The following is a 15,990-nucleotide window of genomic DNA, read 5'->3' on the forward strand; positions in this document are numbered from 1 at the left end:
TTGGAGCCTGAACGGCAGCAATGCTTTTTACAATTCCGGGAACGTGGGCATCGGGACAAACGCCCCAGGATACAATTTGGAGGTAGCAGGTTCTTTTAATGCGACAAGCATTTTCCTCAATGGTGATGCCATAGCTTCATCACCATGGACTGTGGCGGGAAATGACATTATTTACAACAATGGAAATATCGGTATAGGTAAGACACCCGGTTACACACTGGATGTAGCAGGAACTATCAATGCAGCCAACATTTTAGTCAATGGGTCCCCCTTAACATCAGGTTCCTCACCTTGGTCCACTTCTGGAAATAACCTTTTTTATACTGCTGGAAATGTGTCTATCGGAACCAATAGCGTACCTAGTGGATATAACTTTGCCGTCGATGGAAATATTATAGCAGAGGGAGTTACCATACTGTTAAGTGAAAATTGGCCAGATTTTGTATTCATAAACAATTATGATCTTTGGAGCTTATACCAAGTCGAAACCTATATCAAACAGTATGGCCATCTACCCAATGTGCCTAGTGCCCAAGATATCCGAAAGAATGGGGTCCAATTGGGTGAAATGGATGCAACATTACTTCAAAAAATTGAAGAACTTACACTCCACTCCATACGACAACAAAAGGAAATCGACAGTCTTCGGGTCATTAACAAAAAATTGACCGATCAAGACAATATGATCAAACAACTTCAACAAAGATTAGAGAAATTGGAAAAGTCCAATTAATAAAAAAGGCCCCTAATCATAGGGGTCTTTTTATTTAAAAATAAAATGTTATTTGCTCAAATACATCTTTCTTCGAGAGTACAGGTTGTAGAACTCGTCGTCCTTCAAACTCTCAATGAACAGAATGCTCTCACCGGTACTCTTCATCTCGGGGCCCAAGTTCTTGTTTACATTGGGGAACTTATTAAAGGAGAACACAGGCTGCTTGATGGCATAACCCTCCAATTTTGGATTGAACACAAAGTCCTTCACCTTTTTCTCGCCCAACATTACTTTGGTGGCATAGTTCACATATGGTTCGCCATACGCTTTCGCGATAAAAGGAACCGTGCGCGACGCCCTAGGATTAGCTTCGATAATGTACACGATATCATCCTTGATGGCAAATTGGATGTTGATCAACCCCACTGTGTTCAAGGCCAAGGCAATCTTCTTGGTGTGATCCTTGATCTGCTGCAACACAAATTCTCCCAAGTTGAAAGGGGGCAATGTAGCATTGGAATCCCCGGAGTGTATTCCACAAGGCTCTATATGCTCCATGATACCGATGATGTACACATCCTCTCCATCACAAATGGCGTCGGCTTCCGCCTCAATGGCGCCATCCAGATAATGGTCTAGAAGCAATTTGTTGTTGGGGATACTTTTCAACAAGGAAACCACGTGGGATTCCAGTTCTTCTTTGTTGATCACGATCTTCATACCCTGTCCACCCAATACATATGAAGGTCTTACCAAAAGAGGGAAATTCAATTGATCCGCTAAATCCAAGGCCTCATCCGCTGTCTCGGCAACACCAAACCTAGGATAAGGAATGTTGTTGTCCTTCAAAAGCGTGGAGAAACTTCCCCTATCCTCGGCCAAATCCAGGGAGTGGAAACTGGTTCCGATGATATTGATCCCGTATTTGTCCAATTTTTCGGCCAATTTAAGGGCAGTTTGGCCACCTAATTGAACGATTACACCTTCCGGTTTTTCGTGAAGGATGATATCATAGATGTGTTCCCAGAATACAGGTTCAAAATATAGCTTGTCAGCGGTGTCGAAATCCGTGGAAACGGTTTCGGGGTTACAGTTGATCATGATGGTCTCATAACCACATTCGGCAGCGGCCAAAACCCCGTGCACACAGCAGTAATCGAACTCTATCCCTTGCCCGATTCGGTTGGGTCCAGAGCCCAGTACCACCACTTTTTTCTTATCGGTGACCTCACTATCGTTGGCCACGTAGCGTTTTCCTTCCGGAGTCTCTATCTCTTCTTCGAAAGTGGAATAATAGTATGGCGTTACAGCTTTGAACTCCGCCGCACAGGTATCCACCAGTTTATAGACCCTGTTGATTCCCAAATCCATACGTTTGGAGTGTACCTCACTTTCGTAGCAATCCAACATATGGGCAATCTGGCGGTCGGCAAACCCTTTTTGTTTGGCTTCGAGCAACAAATCTTTGGGCAGACTTTCTATGGTATATTTTGAAACCTCCAATTCCAGATAATGCAGTTCTTCATATTGTTTCAAGAACCACATATCGATTTTGGTGATATCATGAATCCTCTTCAACGGAATACCCAATTGAATGGCATCATAAATTACGAAAACCCTGTCCCAACTAGGCACGCGAAGTTTCTCGATGATGGTATCATAATCTTTATATCCTTTTCCATCGGCTCCCAATCCATTTCGCTTAATCTCAAGGGATTGCGTGGCTTTATGCAAAGCTTCCTGAAAAGAACGACCAATACCCATTACCTCTCCCACAGATTTCATCTGGAGTCCCAACGTCCTGTCAGAACCTTCGAACTTATCAAAATTCCAACGGGGTATTTTTACGATCACGTAGTCCAAAGTAGGCTCGAACAAAGCAGAAGTAGACTTGGTTATTTGGTTGTCCAATTCATCCAACGTATAGCCGATGGCCAATTTGGCGGCAATCTTTGCAATGGGGTAACCGGTTGCCTTGGATGCCAAGGCAGACGAACGGGAAACCCTTGGGTTGATCTCAATGGCGATGATGTCCTCTTTTTCATCCGGACTCACGGCGAACTGCACGTTACAACCCCCGGCAAAATCCCCGATACTGCGCATCATATGGATGGCCATGTCCCTCATCCGTTGGAAAGTCCTATCAGAAAGGGTCATGGCAGGGGCCACAGTAATGGAATCCCCTGTGTGGATACCCATCGGGTCCATATTCTCAATGGTACAGATGATCACCACATTGTCGTTCTTGTCGCGCAATAGCTCCAACTCATACTCTTTCCAGCCCATCAAGGCCTTGTCGATCATTACCTCGTGAATGGGCGATACTTCCAGGCCATGACTTAGCATATCATCAAAATCCTCTGGATCATAAACAATACCTGCCCCAGCGCCTCCCAAAGTAAAGGAAGCACGGATGACCAAGGGGAATCCAAACTCTTGGGCAATTTCTTTTCCTTTTAGGAAAGAAGTGGCCGAAGCCTGAGGGGGCATGCCTATCCCGATTTTCAACATGAGTTCCCTGAATTTCTCACGGTCCTCGGTAATGTTGATGGCATCAATATCCACACCTATGATCTCTACTCCAAAATCTGCCCAAATGCCTTTTTCATCCGCTTCAATACAGAGGTTCAAGGCCGTTTGTCCTCCCATGGTCGGTAAAACGGCATCAATATTGGGGTGTTTCTTTAAAATTTCCACAATGGATTTGGTGGTCAGCGGTTTCAGGTACACGTGGTCCGCCATGGAAGGGTCGGTCATGATCGTAGCGGGGTTGCTATTGATCAGGACGGTCTCAATACCATCTTCCCGAAGCGACCTAAGTGCTTGGGAACCAGAATAATCGAACTCACATGCCTGACCAATGATGATAGGGCCAGAACCAATAATCAAAATGGAATTTAAATCTTTTCTTTTTGGCATTCTCGTTGGTGTTTCTCGTTATTTGCTTTTAAGTCAAAAAAAAGGTGTTACCTAGAAAAGTAACACCTTTAATTTAAATTTTGAAAACTATCATTATTTTTTATGTCTTGGCTCAGAGGAAACAGTTAATCTCTTTCTTCCTTTGGCTCTTCTTCTCGCAAGAACTTTTCTACCATTGGCAGTCGCCATGCGCTCCCTAAAACCATGCTTGTTTCTTCTCTTCCTTTTTGACGGCTGATACGTTCTTTTCATTACGGAACTCTTTTATGGATTTTGTTGATTGGGAAAATTGTCCTTCCCGAAAAATTCTGGGCGCAAATATACAAAGACTTTTTACTTTGGCAAGCCCAAAAGGAAAATATTTAAATTAGTTTTTAGTACTTTTGCCACCTCTTAACCCAAGGAAAAATCTCCGGAGATATGTTCAATAAAAATATCAAGCTCGTTATCGCAGGTCTTATCATTGCTTATGCCATTTACCAGTTCGTGGAAGGCAACATTGGCAATGGCATTGCCCTGATATTGCTGTCCCTTGTTTTTATCTTTCTTTATTTTAGGAACGAGTTCATTCTATTGGCTTTCTTGAGAATGAGGAAACAAGATTTGGAAGGCACCCAAAAATGGCTTAATAAGATTAAGAACCCCGGAGCCGCTCTGATCAAGAAACAACAGGGATACTTTAACTACCTACACGGGATCATCTACTCCCAGAAAAACCTGACCCAGGCGGAAAAGTACTTCAAAAAGGCGTTGCAGTTTGGCCTTACTATGGATTACGATGTGGCCATGGCCAAGTTGAGCCTCGCTGGTATTGCCATGCAAAAGCGCAGAAAGCGCGAAGCCACCCAGTTGTTGCAAGAAGCCAAAAAGTTGGACAAAAACAACATGTTGACCGAGCAGATCAAGATGATGCAGCAGCAGATGAAGAAGATTTAAGGGGTTCTCTATTTATTCACATTAATAAATTTTCAATTCATTCGTCAATCCAGAAGTTCCTTTGGTCAATTTATAGAAATTTGTCCTGTGTCTTTTTTTTTCTTTGTTGCTGAAAATACCAGCTCGATACTTGATAACTAATGTCTAATCTTTATTATCATACTTCGAAGTCATGACAATATAACAATCGTGAAGAAAATATTCATTTCTATCGCCGTTACCTTATTATTAAGTGCAGCTTCAGCTTTTATCATATTCCTTTGGTTAGAAAAACAGGTTATTTCTCCAGAAATTGAAAATACTTTTGGCAAAGAGAATGCAATTTTTGATTACCTAAAATTATTTCTTGGCGCTATATCCTATTTTTTCTCTTTACTGACTTTACCTTTCCTATTGAATCATATACTATCAAAAAAGGTCGAAATCAAAGTAACATCATGGTGGAAAATCCTTGCTTTATTTGAGGTATATGTCTCTATACTTACCTTTTTCTGTTCTCCTTTCGAAAAAGTTGCAATGCTTATTTTTTTTACCGTAAGCCAACCCATCGTCATAATCAATACCATTATAGTATTCCAAAAAATGAACAAATTAAATTAGTCAATATACTTTCATAACTATGTATTAGAATAGCTTTATTTCCAAGAATTCCCAGCTTGGAAATATCATTTGTATGGCAATTCAATGGTTTATTTTTTAAACTTGCTCTCTTTATCTTGCTGATGATGGGTAATCCAAACATGGTAATGGTCCATTTCCAGTGGAATTTTAACCCGAAAAGTACTAACTTCACTTACCTGTGTCGAACTGGTTTCGGTATCGGTCACTAAAAATCATTGAAACGATGTTTAGTTTAACCGTTGCCAGCAATATGAACAAAAAAACGCATAGAAAAATTGAATTAATGAAATTACCTTTTTTTATACTACTTATGGGAATTACATTCTCATTAAACGCCCAAAATCTTTTCCCTGTAAAATTAGACAACTGTAAGACTGATAAATTTTGTCTGGACTGCGGAGATACCCAAGCTGGGTATCAAGAAAAGGAGTTTTTAAAACTTCAAGAAAAATTGAACGATGAATTAAAATTGGATGGAATTAAAGGAGCTGTTATGTTTCAAGTTCTTGTCAATTCAAAAGGACATGCTTGTGTTTTGAGTCATACAGACCAATCAAAAAACTTCATAACACAGAAATTAATTAAAGAGCTGAATCGATTCAAAAATTGGACACCTGCAATAACAAACGGTAAAATAGAAGAAAAATCTTCAATCAATATTGTTTTCAAAGTAGATAACAACAAAATCACAGGACAAATTGAGAGAGTTGATAAAAAGGCTTTTGAGAAATCATTTGACAAGCCAAATAGCCCAGAAATCTATAATGAAAATTACGTTTACAAAAACGAAAACTTAAGCAATTATGAAATAACTGTTTGGAATTCAAAAAACTCAAATTTACCTAATAATTGGAATGACCATATTTCCATTGATAAAAATGGCTTAATATGGCTTACAGTGAGCCAAGGTTTGGTAACTTTTGATGGAAGAGAATTTAAAAATGCCGAACAAAATATAACCGATAAAGGAAAATACTTCGCCTATTACGAATTAGCAACGGATAACAATAATGTAAAATGGATTTATGCTAAAAACAACATATACAGTTATGATAATGATAAATGGATAAAATATAACTCAACACAAATTGGAATTAATTCTGTCTATAATATTGTTAACAACCCAAAAACAGGCGAATTATTTTTCTGTTCAAAAAATGGAATAACTATTCTTAAAGATGGTAACTGGTCAAAAATTGATAAGAACTTATTCAAAGACTTACCTGGAGATAGAGTTTCATTTGCTAAAAGAGATTCTAAAAATAGAATTTGGATTGGAACTTATGATGGAACAGCAATGATAGATGAAAACAATCAAGTAACAAATTTCGAGAAATCATCCACAGTTTTAAAAGGGAAATGCATCACTTCGATGGACGAAGACGAAAACGGAAACCTATATTTTACACTTTACGAATTTGACAGAAAAAACAAAAAGCAGGTTAACAATGATGAGGGAATAGCAATACGAGATGTAAATGGTAACTTCAAACAATTTACAACTGAAAATTCTGGTATGCCCTTTAACCATACAACGTGTGTTCTTTATGACAAAAAAGAAAATATTATTTGGATTTCAACTGATAGAGCAGGATTGGTTAGATATGATTTAAATGGCAATTGGGAGAATTACCATACTGAAAACTCTGAAATTCCGACCTCTTACATTTCAACAATGACTTTTGACAATAACGGAGATTTGTATTTGGCAACGAGACAAGGATTAGTAAAAATTGAAAGAAAATAAAATACTGTTGGCAACAATGGCTATAAGTAATTGCTTGTTCTTGCCTACTTCTAAATATCCTCACGGATTTTCAGTTTGGTGTGTACTTGCAAAGTTTAATGCTAACCCACGCAACTACTCATAGCCGAGACCGATAAGTGCAACTCTAAAAACCACCAAAATCCTATTTGGCAATTCCTTGTATAGGTACATTTGTTAGATTTACATTTTTACATGCCAATTTATGTACTACCCCCTCAACCTTAACGGCGTTCCTATCCATCCCTTATTTGGTGATTTCCTAAAAGGAAAACCGCACATCTTTGATTTTTCCTCCAACAATCCAAAAGTTTTAGAATACAACCTTTTTGATTTTAAGGAGTTCAATGACATGATTTTTGAGGAACTGGATGCCTCTTCCCACCAATGGGGCATCGGTAAATACATGGAAGAACGCAAAACCTTTCTGAGAAACTGCACCAATATTATTGAAGAAAAACGGTATTATCATCTCGGTTTGGACATTGTTGTGCCATACAACACTCCGATGTTTTCACCTTTGGATGCCGAGGTCTATAAAACGGGGAAAGAAACTACCGTTGGTAATTATGGGGGCTACATCATTCTAAAACATGACATCAATGATGTGGTGTTTTATTCGTTCTACGGTCACTTGAAAACACCGCATTTGTTCAATTTAGGTGACAAGATCAAAGCTGGACAAGCGTTTGCGCACATAGGGCAAGAAAGTGATAGTGGTGGTTGGTTTTGCCATGTACATTTGCAAATCCTGACCCAAGAAGCTATCGATACCGGATATACGGATTGGGGCTATATCTCACCAGAACTTCTACCAAAGGTAGAGACATACTTTCCGTCTCCTTACTTTCTGTTCAAATATTAAAATCCTATTTCCCTACATTCCCAACACGGTAATACCCCTTGTTCGGAATCTCTATCACATATTTTTTATGGGAGGTATTGTTTAAATGGGGCTCACGCAACCAAGGATTGTGGCGTTTCAACACTTTATAGTTGATCTCGTAAAGCTCGGCAAAATCGGCCCAGCTGGTCACTGCCGTGTCCACTTCTACGGTAAAGGTGGGCACCTTCTCGTACATATCCTTTTGTTCGAGCTCAAAACCATATTTCTCTGGATGGGAAATAATCTCCTTGATGGCCATGATCCTGAACACATAGCGTCCGGTCTCTTGCCCCAATAACAGATCGTAGTAGTCATCCACTTGTTGGATGCCCATGTATTTTTGGATTCCGGCCGGTCCTGCGTTATAGGCCGCAGCGGTCAAGGTCCAACTACCGAAACGTTCCTTCCACTTTTTGATATAATCACAGGCCACTTGAGTGGCTTTTTCAATATGGAAGCGTTCATCCACATTGTCGTTCACCTCAAGGCCATATTCCCTACCCGTACCTTTCATAATCTGCCAAAAACCGGTCGCCCCTGCTGGTGAAACCACATTTTCAAGGCCACTTTCGGCAACGGCCAGGTACTTAAAGTCATCCGGGATGCCGTTCTTTTTCAAAATGGGCTCTATGATAGGGAAGTATTTGTTGGCCCGCTTCATCAACAAAAGGGCATTGGACTGCCAATAGGTGTTCACCAAAAACTCACGATCCACACGCTCCATGATCTCGGGATCATCCAAGGGAACCGCTTCTCCGGCAAAATTGAGGTCTTCAGGAATTTCAATGGCACTAATCTGGTAGCCATCCGCCACACTTTTATCGGTTTCATCATCTTTCTGCACCTGCTGATCTTGGGCTTTCTCTTCGGTAGGTTCTGACTGAACCGCAAAAATCAAGGTGCTTACCACCGCAATGAGTCCTATAAATGCCAATATGTTCTTGATGTGTTTCATAGCCGATTTTTTAAAAAGTACCCTAAAGATACTATTATATAGACGAAATTATTGCAAAATAATTGTAGGCAGGTGTTCATTGAACCATTTTGCCCGATGAATGATCATCGTGTGCGTGCCGTTCTTCACCGCAATACAGTCCTTCATGTTGTTTATCGGAAAAACCGTGTCCTTCTCCCCGTGAATGTGCACTACATTAGTAGGTGTTTCCTCCTGATTCCAATTGACGATCTGATCTATGGACCAATCAATATAATGCTTGTCACGAACGGATAAATATTGTTCGTATAAATGCAACCGCTTGGTCACGGTTTCCCCAAAGGCGTACTTGGCCAACAGTTCCACATTGTTCACCAAACCCGTGGGCAGTAGTTTGTGCACCTTGGTGTACTTGGCAAACAGCATTTTTTTAGGCAGTTCGTGCTTGTTGGTCACGGCGGACACCACAATGACCTTTTGCACCGGCATACATTTGGCCATTTCCTGTACCAGCATCCCTCCGAAGGAAACCCCCAACAATACTGGATTGGGGTGTACGATCTTATCGCACATCTTTTGGGCATAATCGTGAAGACTCATCCCTTTTTCGGGAACAAACCATTCCAGAGTATGCGTCTCAAAGGTATCGGTAGGAAGATGGATGCCATCGAATATGGATGGATTAGCGGCCATACCAGGCATCAGGTACACTTGGATTTTGTTATCGGGCATATCACACCAAATATCGATAAGCCCTAGGAAATTAGCAATATTTTGACTAAATTTGTACCCCTTTTGCAGTTAACCCCACCTAACGGATTATTTTTTATAATGGGGATTACCAAAATCATCGCTTTGATGGTTTTACAGAGTCATTAACAAAACAGTACTATATGACACAAATGGAAATCAATGACAATAGTTTCCTGCGCCAGTTTGAAACTAGGGTCAATGGGCATTTAGCCAAAATCGAGTACTCTTCACAAGAGCGCAAAGTATTCCTGACCAAGCTGGTTATTCCAGAAGAAATTGAGCAAGAAGGCTTTAGGGAGGAATTTATCAAAGCCGTGCTTCACGAAATCCAAGAGAAAAACCTAAGAGTGGTACCAACCAGCCCTCAAATTGCAGGTTTCTTGAGAAAAAACAGACAGTATAAGGAAATGTTGCCTGTTGGCATCCGTATCTGACACCAACACAACACCCTTAAAAACAAAACCTCTCAAAACTGGGAGGTTTTTTTATGCCATAACGTTTTCAGGAACAAATTCGAAACGCACCAGACCATCCTCATCAATAGAGGTCAACTCCACCTGGTGCAAAGTATTCACCAACTCAGGGTTCCAAGGAGCCTTTACCTTTACGTAGTTCTCGGTAAATCCGTGAATGTAGCCCATTTTGTTTTCTCCCTCGAAAAGAACCGTTCGTATACTTCCCAACTGGCTCTCATAAAAGGCCCTCCTTTTTTTGGCGGATAGACCACGGAGCATCTTGCTGCGCTTGTTGCGCACGTTCTTGGGAACCACGTCACCCATTTCAGCCGCTACCGTATTGTCCCGTTCCGAATAGGTGAACACGTGCAGATAGGAAATATCTAATTCGTTGAGGAAATAATAGGTCTCAAGGAAATGTTCATCGGTCTCCCCGGGAAATCCTACGATTACATCCACCCCGATACAGGCATGCGGCATCGCTTTTTTAATGCGTTTTACCCGATCCACGTATAGGTTGGTCAAGTACCTGCGACGCATTTTCTTTAAAATCTCGTCGCTGCCACTTTGTAACGGCACGTGGAAGTGGGGTACAAAGGAATTACTCTGCGCCACAAAATCGATGGTCTCGTTTTTTAACAGGTTGGGCTCTATGGACGAAATCCGTAAACGGTGAATGCCTTCCACGGTATCCAACGCTTTTACCAGATCCAAAAAGGTATGCTCATGGCGTTTGTTGCCAAATTCACCCTTGCCGTAATCCCCAATATTGACTCCTGTCAACACAATTTCCTTGATATCCTTTGATGCAATTTCTTTGGCATTGTGCAACACATTTTCCAAGGTATCGCTACGCGAAATACCACGGGCCAAAGGAATGGTACAATAGGTGCACTTGTAATCGCAACCATCCTGAACCTTCAAAAAGGCACGGGTACGGTCGCCGATGGCATAACTGCCCACATAAAAATCGGCTTCCTCGATCTCACAGGAATGTACTTCACCCTTGTCGTTCTTGGTCAAATCGTTCAGGTAATCCGTAATCTTGAACTTTTCGGTAGCACCCAAAACCAAATCCACCCCGTCCACAGCGGCCAGTTCTTCGGGTTTTAATTGGGCATAACACCCTACCGCGGCCACAAAGGCATCGGGATTGCTCTTTTGGGCCTGTTTTACAATGGTCTTGAAACGCTTGTCCGCATTCTCCGTTACGGAACAGGTATTGATCACATACACATCCGCTTTTTCAGAAAAGTCCACACGCTCAAAGTCTTCCTTTTCAAAACTCCTTGCAATCGTGGAAGTTTCGGAAAAGTTGAGCTTACAGCCGAGGGTGTAAAAAGCGACCTTTTTGTACATATGCCATTCTGCGTTTCAGGGCCGCAAAGATAGTGATTTGTTGGGAGTTATAAGAACAGCTTAACTATAGAAAAATCAAACTGTATTTGGCAAAATAATAGTGTGGACATCCCTACCACTCCAACAAATGACCGTTTGAACAAAGCATGTTCGGACGTTTGAACAAACCTGCCTGCTGTTTTCCCCTCTAGTTTTGTCCCATAAAAACAAATCAAAATGGAACAGAACAATTATCAAGGTGCCTTGCAAAACCCGATTGGTTCGGGATTCAACGCGGCATCAACAACAAACGAAGTGATCCAGGGAATCGACCTTTCCGGCAAAATTGCCATCGTGACCGGAGGCAACACGGGCATCGGCCTGGAAACCTCCAAAACGTTGGCAAATGCAGGGGCGACCGTAATCGTTCCGGCAAGGGATATCAAAAAAGCTAAGACAAACCTACAAGGAATGGTGAACGTAGAAGTAGAAGCCATGGACTTGATGGATCCCGAATCCATCGATGCCTTTGCAGAAAAATTCCTCGCCTCGGACAGACCGTTACACTTGCTCATCAACAATGCGGGCATTATGTGGGTACCGTTGCGAAGGGACGAACGCGGCATGGAATCCCAATTGGCAACCAACTACTTGGCACAGTTTCAACTCACCGCCAGACTATGGCCCTCTCTTAAAATAGCAAATGGTGCGCGAGTGGTCAATGTCTCTTCATACGGCCACCAATTTGCCCCCTTCAACTTTGACGACCCCAATTTTCTAAACAGGGATTATGAGACTTTGCAGGCGTATGGACAGTCAAAAACCGCGGTGAATCTATTTTCGCTTGAATTGGATAATAGGGCCAAGACCCACAACGTCCGGGCCTATTCGTTACATCCCGGATCTATTGGAGAAACAGAATTGGCTAGGGAAGCATCGCTGGAACTGTTCCAACAAATGGGTTTTTGTGATGCCGAAGGCAATATTCTGCCCGAAGTGGCCGCATCCTTAAAAACCATTCCCCAAGGAGCGGCCACAACGGTATGGTGTGCCACAAGTCCCATGCTCCACAACTTGGGAGGGGTGTATTGCGAGGATGTGGAAATAGCAACCCTAACAACCGAATCCTCAACATCCAATGGGGTCAACCCATATTCTTTGGACCAAACGTTTGCCAAACAACTGTGGGATTTGAGCGAAGAACTCATCGGGATACAATTTCCCATCCGTTGATATTGCTACCTTTACACTACACAGGCATATGGACTATCAATTAAAATACATAACACCCGATATCAAGCTTTCTTCCTACGAGGACAAGCTGTTTAAAACGGAAGTGGTGTTTGACCACCATATGCTTGTGTGGTTCATTTCGGGGGAAACAAAGATCATACAGGCAGATGAAAGCCATGTGTTCAAACCAGGGGACATCTTTTTGATTCCCAGAAACCAACTGGCCACCATCATCAACTATCCCAAGGATGGCCTCCCCCATAAATCGGTAGTGATGCACCTTTCCACGGACAGGTTGAGGGACTTTTATGCCAAACTAGATGTGAAACCAAAGGTGGTATCGACACCCAAAATAGTCCGTTTTGGGAACCATCCCTTATTGAAAAGTTGTCTGGCCTCCTTGATTCCCTATTTTGATATGCAAGAGGAAGCATTTCCAGAAAACATCGCTTCCTTGAAGATTACCGAGGCCATTTCCATCCTTAGAACATTGGATATGGGCATCGACGATGTTTTGGCCAATTTTGAGGAACCCCACAAAATAGATCTGGCCACTTTTATGGAAAGGAATTTCATGTTCAACATGCCGCTAGAAAAGTTCAGTTATTTGACCGGCAGGAGCTTGACCACTTTTAAACGGGATTTCCATAAGGTGTTCCGTACCACCCCGCAACGGTGGCTTACCCAAAAACGTTTGGAACTGGCCCATTACCAATTATCCAAAAACAATCGGAAGCCCGTTGAAGTCTACCTTGAAACGGGTTTTGAAAACCTGTCGCATTTTTCGTTTGCCTTTAAACGACATTTTGGGTACACCCCTACTGCATTGGCAGAAGGAGGACGCTGACCGTCACAATACATGATGTTGACCCCATTTTTGCTTAGTTTTGTAGCTATCTTGTCCTACGAAAGCCCAAGACCGTGCAGGAACTCTTTAAAATATTCAGGTTTACGGAAACGGATGCCAAGGCCCTTGAAAGCCAAAGTATAAAACCGCACGTCCACGATTTTGAGGAATTGATTATTGGGGTCAAAGGCAAGATTTCCCATTTTATCGATTTTGATGATGAAACGGTCTATGCCCCGTTTGTGAGTTTTGTGACCCAAGGTAAGCCCCACCTGCTCCAGCCACAGTTGCATGAAGGGAAATGCGACCTTTGGGTCATCCGGTTCCGAAGCGAGTTCATGTCGGAGACCATTTTTAACCTGTACGGGTATTTCCATAACAGGGCCAACATCACCTTACCCACCAATCGCTGTTTTGGAAGGCTTACGTCCCTTTGCGAGATGATGTACGATGAGGTAAATCGAGCCAATCCCAACCTGTCCATCATCAAACAATTGCTCACCACTTTACTCACCATGGTGTACAATGAAAAGCCAGAGGATCCGGAACAGGAATCCAGCAATGCCCATTCCCAGACCTATGCCAATTTTTTACGCATTTTGGAAGAAAACTTCCGAAGACCTGAAAAAATCTCCTTCTACGCCGAAAAACTGTTCATGAGCGAGCGCAACCTCAACCTCATCTGTCAGGAAGTGATGCAACAGAGTGTTGGGGAAATCATCGAGACCCGCAAATTGACCGAAGCCAAAAACCTGCTCATCAACACGAACAAGACCGTTGCTGAGATCGGTTTTGAACTTGGCTATAATGAAAAGGCCTACTTCTCCAAGGTCTTTAAACGCAAGACCGGACAGACCCCTTCCGACTTCAGGAACGAGATGAAACAGCTCATTTCCAAATAGTACAACCCTTCTTCCAAATGGTATTACCCCCTGCCCGCCTTCTTGCGGGATCTTTGTACCACCATTAAAAACATAAAAAGTAAAACAATGTCAACAACCATTTGGAATTTAGACCCAACCCATAGCGAATTGACCTTTAAGGTAAAGCACCTGATGATTTCCAACGTGAAGGGATCGTTCACCAAGTTCAATGCGAAAATCGAAGGAGACGATTTTGAAACCTCCAAAATCACCGCAACGGTGGATGCCTCTTCCGTTTTCACCAATAACGCCGATAGGGATGGACACTTGAAGAGTGCCGATTTCTTCGAGGTGGAAACTTATCCCGAATTGAAATTTGAAAGCACTGGCATCACCAAAACGGATGACGGGGAATATACCCTGATCGGGGACCTTACGATAAAAGGCATCACCAAATCCGTGGAACTCGATGTAGAGTTCGGGGGATTCATGAAAGACCCATATGGCAACGAAAAAGCCGGGTTCTCCTTTGAAGGAAAGATCAATCGCAAGGATTTCGGTCTCAACTGGAATGCTGCCTTGGAAACCGGTGGTGTTTTGGTAAGCGATGAAGTTAAAATTGCCGCCGAGGTTCAATTTGTAAAAGCCTAGGCGCAAATATGGCGTACCAGTTGCCCGGATTCCGAAAGGGTCCGGGCTATTTAAAGTTCCCCCTTTTATGAACAGAAAGGATTTTATCAAAATCTTGGGAATTGTACCTTTAACCACTACCATGAACAATTTAAGCACATTACGGTCGCTCGATCAGAGCCTTCCCCTTTCCGAAAAAATGCCTGCCCTCTTTTTGGGACACGGTAGCCCTATGAACGCCATCGAGGAAAACGAATTTGTATCCTCCTTCCGCAAACTGGGCAAGGAAGTGGCCAAACCCAAGGTCATCCTTTGTGTTTCGGCCCACTGGGAAACCCGCGGCACCAAGGTAACGGCCATGCAAAACCCGCCTACCATCCATGATTTTGGGGGGTTTCCGCAAGCGCTGTTCGATGTGCAATATCCAGCCCCCGGTAGTCCTGAAATGGCACAGGAAACCAAGGACATCATTACCAAGACCGAAGTGGAACTGGACCATCACTGGGGACTGGACCATGGCGCCTGGAGCGTGATCAAGCACCTGTATCCCGATGCCGATGTTCCCGTAATCCAATTGAGTTTAGATTATACCAAAGACCCGCAATACCACTACGAACTCGCCCAACAGTTGGAGCGCCTTCGACATAGAGGGGTATTGATCGTGGGAAGCGGCAACGTGGTGCACAACCTGCGTCGCGTAGCATGGCAAAAGTTGAACGACACCTATGCCTGGGATTGGGCCCAAGAAGCCAATGACAAGATGAGAGATTTCATTTTGGACGGCAATCACGATGCCCTTATCCACTATCACAAGCAAGGAAGCAGTTTTGCGATGTCCATTCCCACCCCAGAGCACTATTTGCCCTTACTGTATACCCTTGCCTTAAAAGACAAGACGGAAGAAGTGGAACTTTTCAATGACAAAACCGTAGGGGGTTCTATTAGTATGATGTCCCTTCGGATTGCATAAAACATTAATGACAATATTCAAATCCCAGATCAGGTAATCCTGATGTGATATGGTTACCTTCTTTTTTGATTGATGATGGAAACCCCAGTTGCCAACGTACCAGTGGCGCTGGGGTTTTTTGTGGC

Annotated in this window: 15 protein-coding genes and 1 pseudogene; 11 read left to right on the forward strand and 5 right to left on the reverse strand. The window is 42.6% G+C overall.

Translation table 11 applies throughout. From position 1 onward, the window contains the following. A pseudogene (locus D2V05_RS18655) lies at positions 1 to 733 on the forward strand (hypothetical protein); the annotation flags it as partial. A gap of 48 nt (positions 734 to 781) precedes the next feature. Here the strand turns inward: D2V05_RS18655 and carB are convergent. Together carB and rpmH are read right to left on the reverse strand one after the other, a co-directional pair. Then, positions 782 to 3,634 (reverse strand): carbamoyl-phosphate synthase large subunit, encoded by a 2,853-nt coding sequence (carB, locus tag D2V05_RS18660; protein WP_119649085.1) that lies wholly within the window; start codon positions 3,632 to 3,634, stop codon positions 782 to 784. A gap of 93 nt (positions 3,635 to 3,727) precedes the next feature. Next, entirely contained in the window at positions 3,728 to 3,886 is a 159-nt protein-coding gene (gene rpmH / locus D2V05_RS18665) for a 50S ribosomal protein L34 (protein WP_072882462.1), read from the reverse strand. 168 nt (positions 3,887 to 4,054) lie between these two features. Between rpmH and D2V05_RS18670 the strand changes: the two genes are divergently transcribed. The 4 genes from D2V05_RS18670 to D2V05_RS18685 all read left to right on the forward strand — a co-directional run bounded on the left by D2V05_RS18670 (position 4,055) and on the right by D2V05_RS18685 (position 7,821). Then, positions 4,055 to 4,570: a DUF2892 domain-containing protein gene (locus D2V05_RS18670; RefSeq protein WP_119649087.1), complete on the forward strand. Its 516-nt coding sequence runs from the start codon at positions 4,055 to 4,057 to the stop codon at positions 4,568 to 4,570. Between the two features lie 189 nt (positions 4,571 to 4,759). Further along, a complete protein-coding gene (locus tag D2V05_RS18675; protein WP_119649089.1) occupies positions 4,760 to 5,170 on the forward strand; it encodes a hypothetical protein in 411 nt (136 codons plus the stop codon). Between the two features lie 271 nt (positions 5,171 to 5,441). After that, positions 5,442 to 6,938, forward strand: a complete 1,497-nt coding sequence (locus tag D2V05_RS19750) for a ligand-binding sensor domain-containing protein (protein ID WP_220473578.1) — start codon at positions 5,442 to 5,444, stop codon at positions 6,936 to 6,938. A 223-nt stretch (positions 6,939 to 7,161) separates the two neighbouring features. Then, positions 7,162 to 7,821, forward strand: coding sequence for a peptidoglycan DD-metalloendopeptidase family protein (locus D2V05_RS18685; RefSeq protein WP_119649091.1), 660 nt, complete (start codon positions 7,162 to 7,164; stop codon positions 7,819 to 7,821). 4 nt (positions 7,822 to 7,825) lie between these two features. Here D2V05_RS18685 and D2V05_RS18690 read toward each other — a convergent pair whose 3' ends face one another. Beyond that, on the reverse strand, positions 7,826 to 8,797 hold the full coding sequence (locus tag D2V05_RS18690; RefSeq protein ID WP_119649093.1) for a lytic transglycosylase domain-containing protein: 972 nt from the start codon (positions 8,795 to 8,797) through the stop codon (positions 7,826 to 7,828). Between the two features lie 48 nt (positions 8,798 to 8,845). Beyond that, positions 8,846 to 9,508: an alpha/beta hydrolase family protein gene (locus tag D2V05_RS18695; protein ID WP_119649095.1), complete on the reverse strand. Its 663-nt coding sequence runs from the start codon at positions 9,506 to 9,508 to the stop codon at positions 8,846 to 8,848. 161 nt (positions 9,509 to 9,669) lie between these two features. Between D2V05_RS18695 and D2V05_RS18700 the strand changes: the two genes are divergently transcribed. Then, the gene (locus D2V05_RS18700; protein WP_119641241.1) at positions 9,670 to 9,963 is read left to right on the forward strand and encodes a GNAT family N-acetyltransferase; all 294 of its coding nucleotides are present in this window, start codon (positions 9,670 to 9,672) and stop codon (positions 9,961 to 9,963) included. A 51-nt stretch (positions 9,964 to 10,014) separates the two neighbouring features. Here the strand turns inward: D2V05_RS18700 and mtaB are convergent, their stop codons facing one another. Further along, positions 10,015 to 11,343 carry a tRNA (N(6)-L-threonylcarbamoyladenosine(37)-C(2))-methylthiotransferase MtaB gene (gene mtaB / locus D2V05_RS18705; protein ID WP_119649101.1) on the reverse strand — a complete coding sequence of 443 codons (1,329 nt, stop codon included), beginning with the start codon at positions 11,341 to 11,343 and terminating at the stop codon, positions 10,015 to 10,017. Positions 11,344 to 11,559: 216 nt separating this feature from the next. On the opposite strand from mtaB, the gene D2V05_RS18710 reads away from it, so the two are divergent. From D2V05_RS18710 to ygiD, 5 genes are all read left to right on the forward strand, one after another. Next, positions 11,560 to 12,555, forward strand: a complete 996-nt coding sequence (locus D2V05_RS18710; protein WP_119649103.1) for an SDR family NAD(P)-dependent oxidoreductase — start codon at positions 11,560 to 11,562, stop codon at positions 12,553 to 12,555. Between the two features lie 28 nt (positions 12,556 to 12,583). Next, the gene (locus tag D2V05_RS18715) at positions 12,584 to 13,402 is read left to right on the forward strand and encodes an AraC family transcriptional regulator (RefSeq protein WP_119649105.1); all 819 of its coding nucleotides are present in this window, start codon (positions 12,584 to 12,586) and stop codon (positions 13,400 to 13,402) included. Between the two features lie 74 nt (positions 13,403 to 13,476). Next, positions 13,477 to 14,304, forward strand: a complete 828-nt coding sequence (locus D2V05_RS18720; RefSeq protein WP_119649107.1) for a helix-turn-helix transcriptional regulator — start codon at positions 13,477 to 13,479, stop codon at positions 14,302 to 14,304. 87 nt (positions 14,305 to 14,391) lie between these two features. Then, entirely contained in the window at positions 14,392 to 14,916 is a 525-nt protein-coding gene (locus D2V05_RS18725; protein ID WP_119649109.1) for a YceI family protein, read from the forward strand. A gap of 121 nt (positions 14,917 to 15,037) precedes the next feature. Further along, complete coding sequence (gene ygiD / locus D2V05_RS18730) at positions 15,038 to 15,865, forward strand: 4,5-DOPA-extradiol-dioxygenase (RefSeq protein WP_119649410.1); 828 nt, start codon at positions 15,038 to 15,040, stop codon at positions 15,863 to 15,865. Positions 15,866 to 15,990: the final 125 nt, after the last annotated feature.

It is taken from the genome of Flagellimonas pelagia (genome assembly GCF_003584135.1).
Lineage (GTDB): Bacteria > Bacteroidota > Bacteroidia > Flavobacteriales > Flavobacteriaceae > Flagellimonas > Flagellimonas pelagia.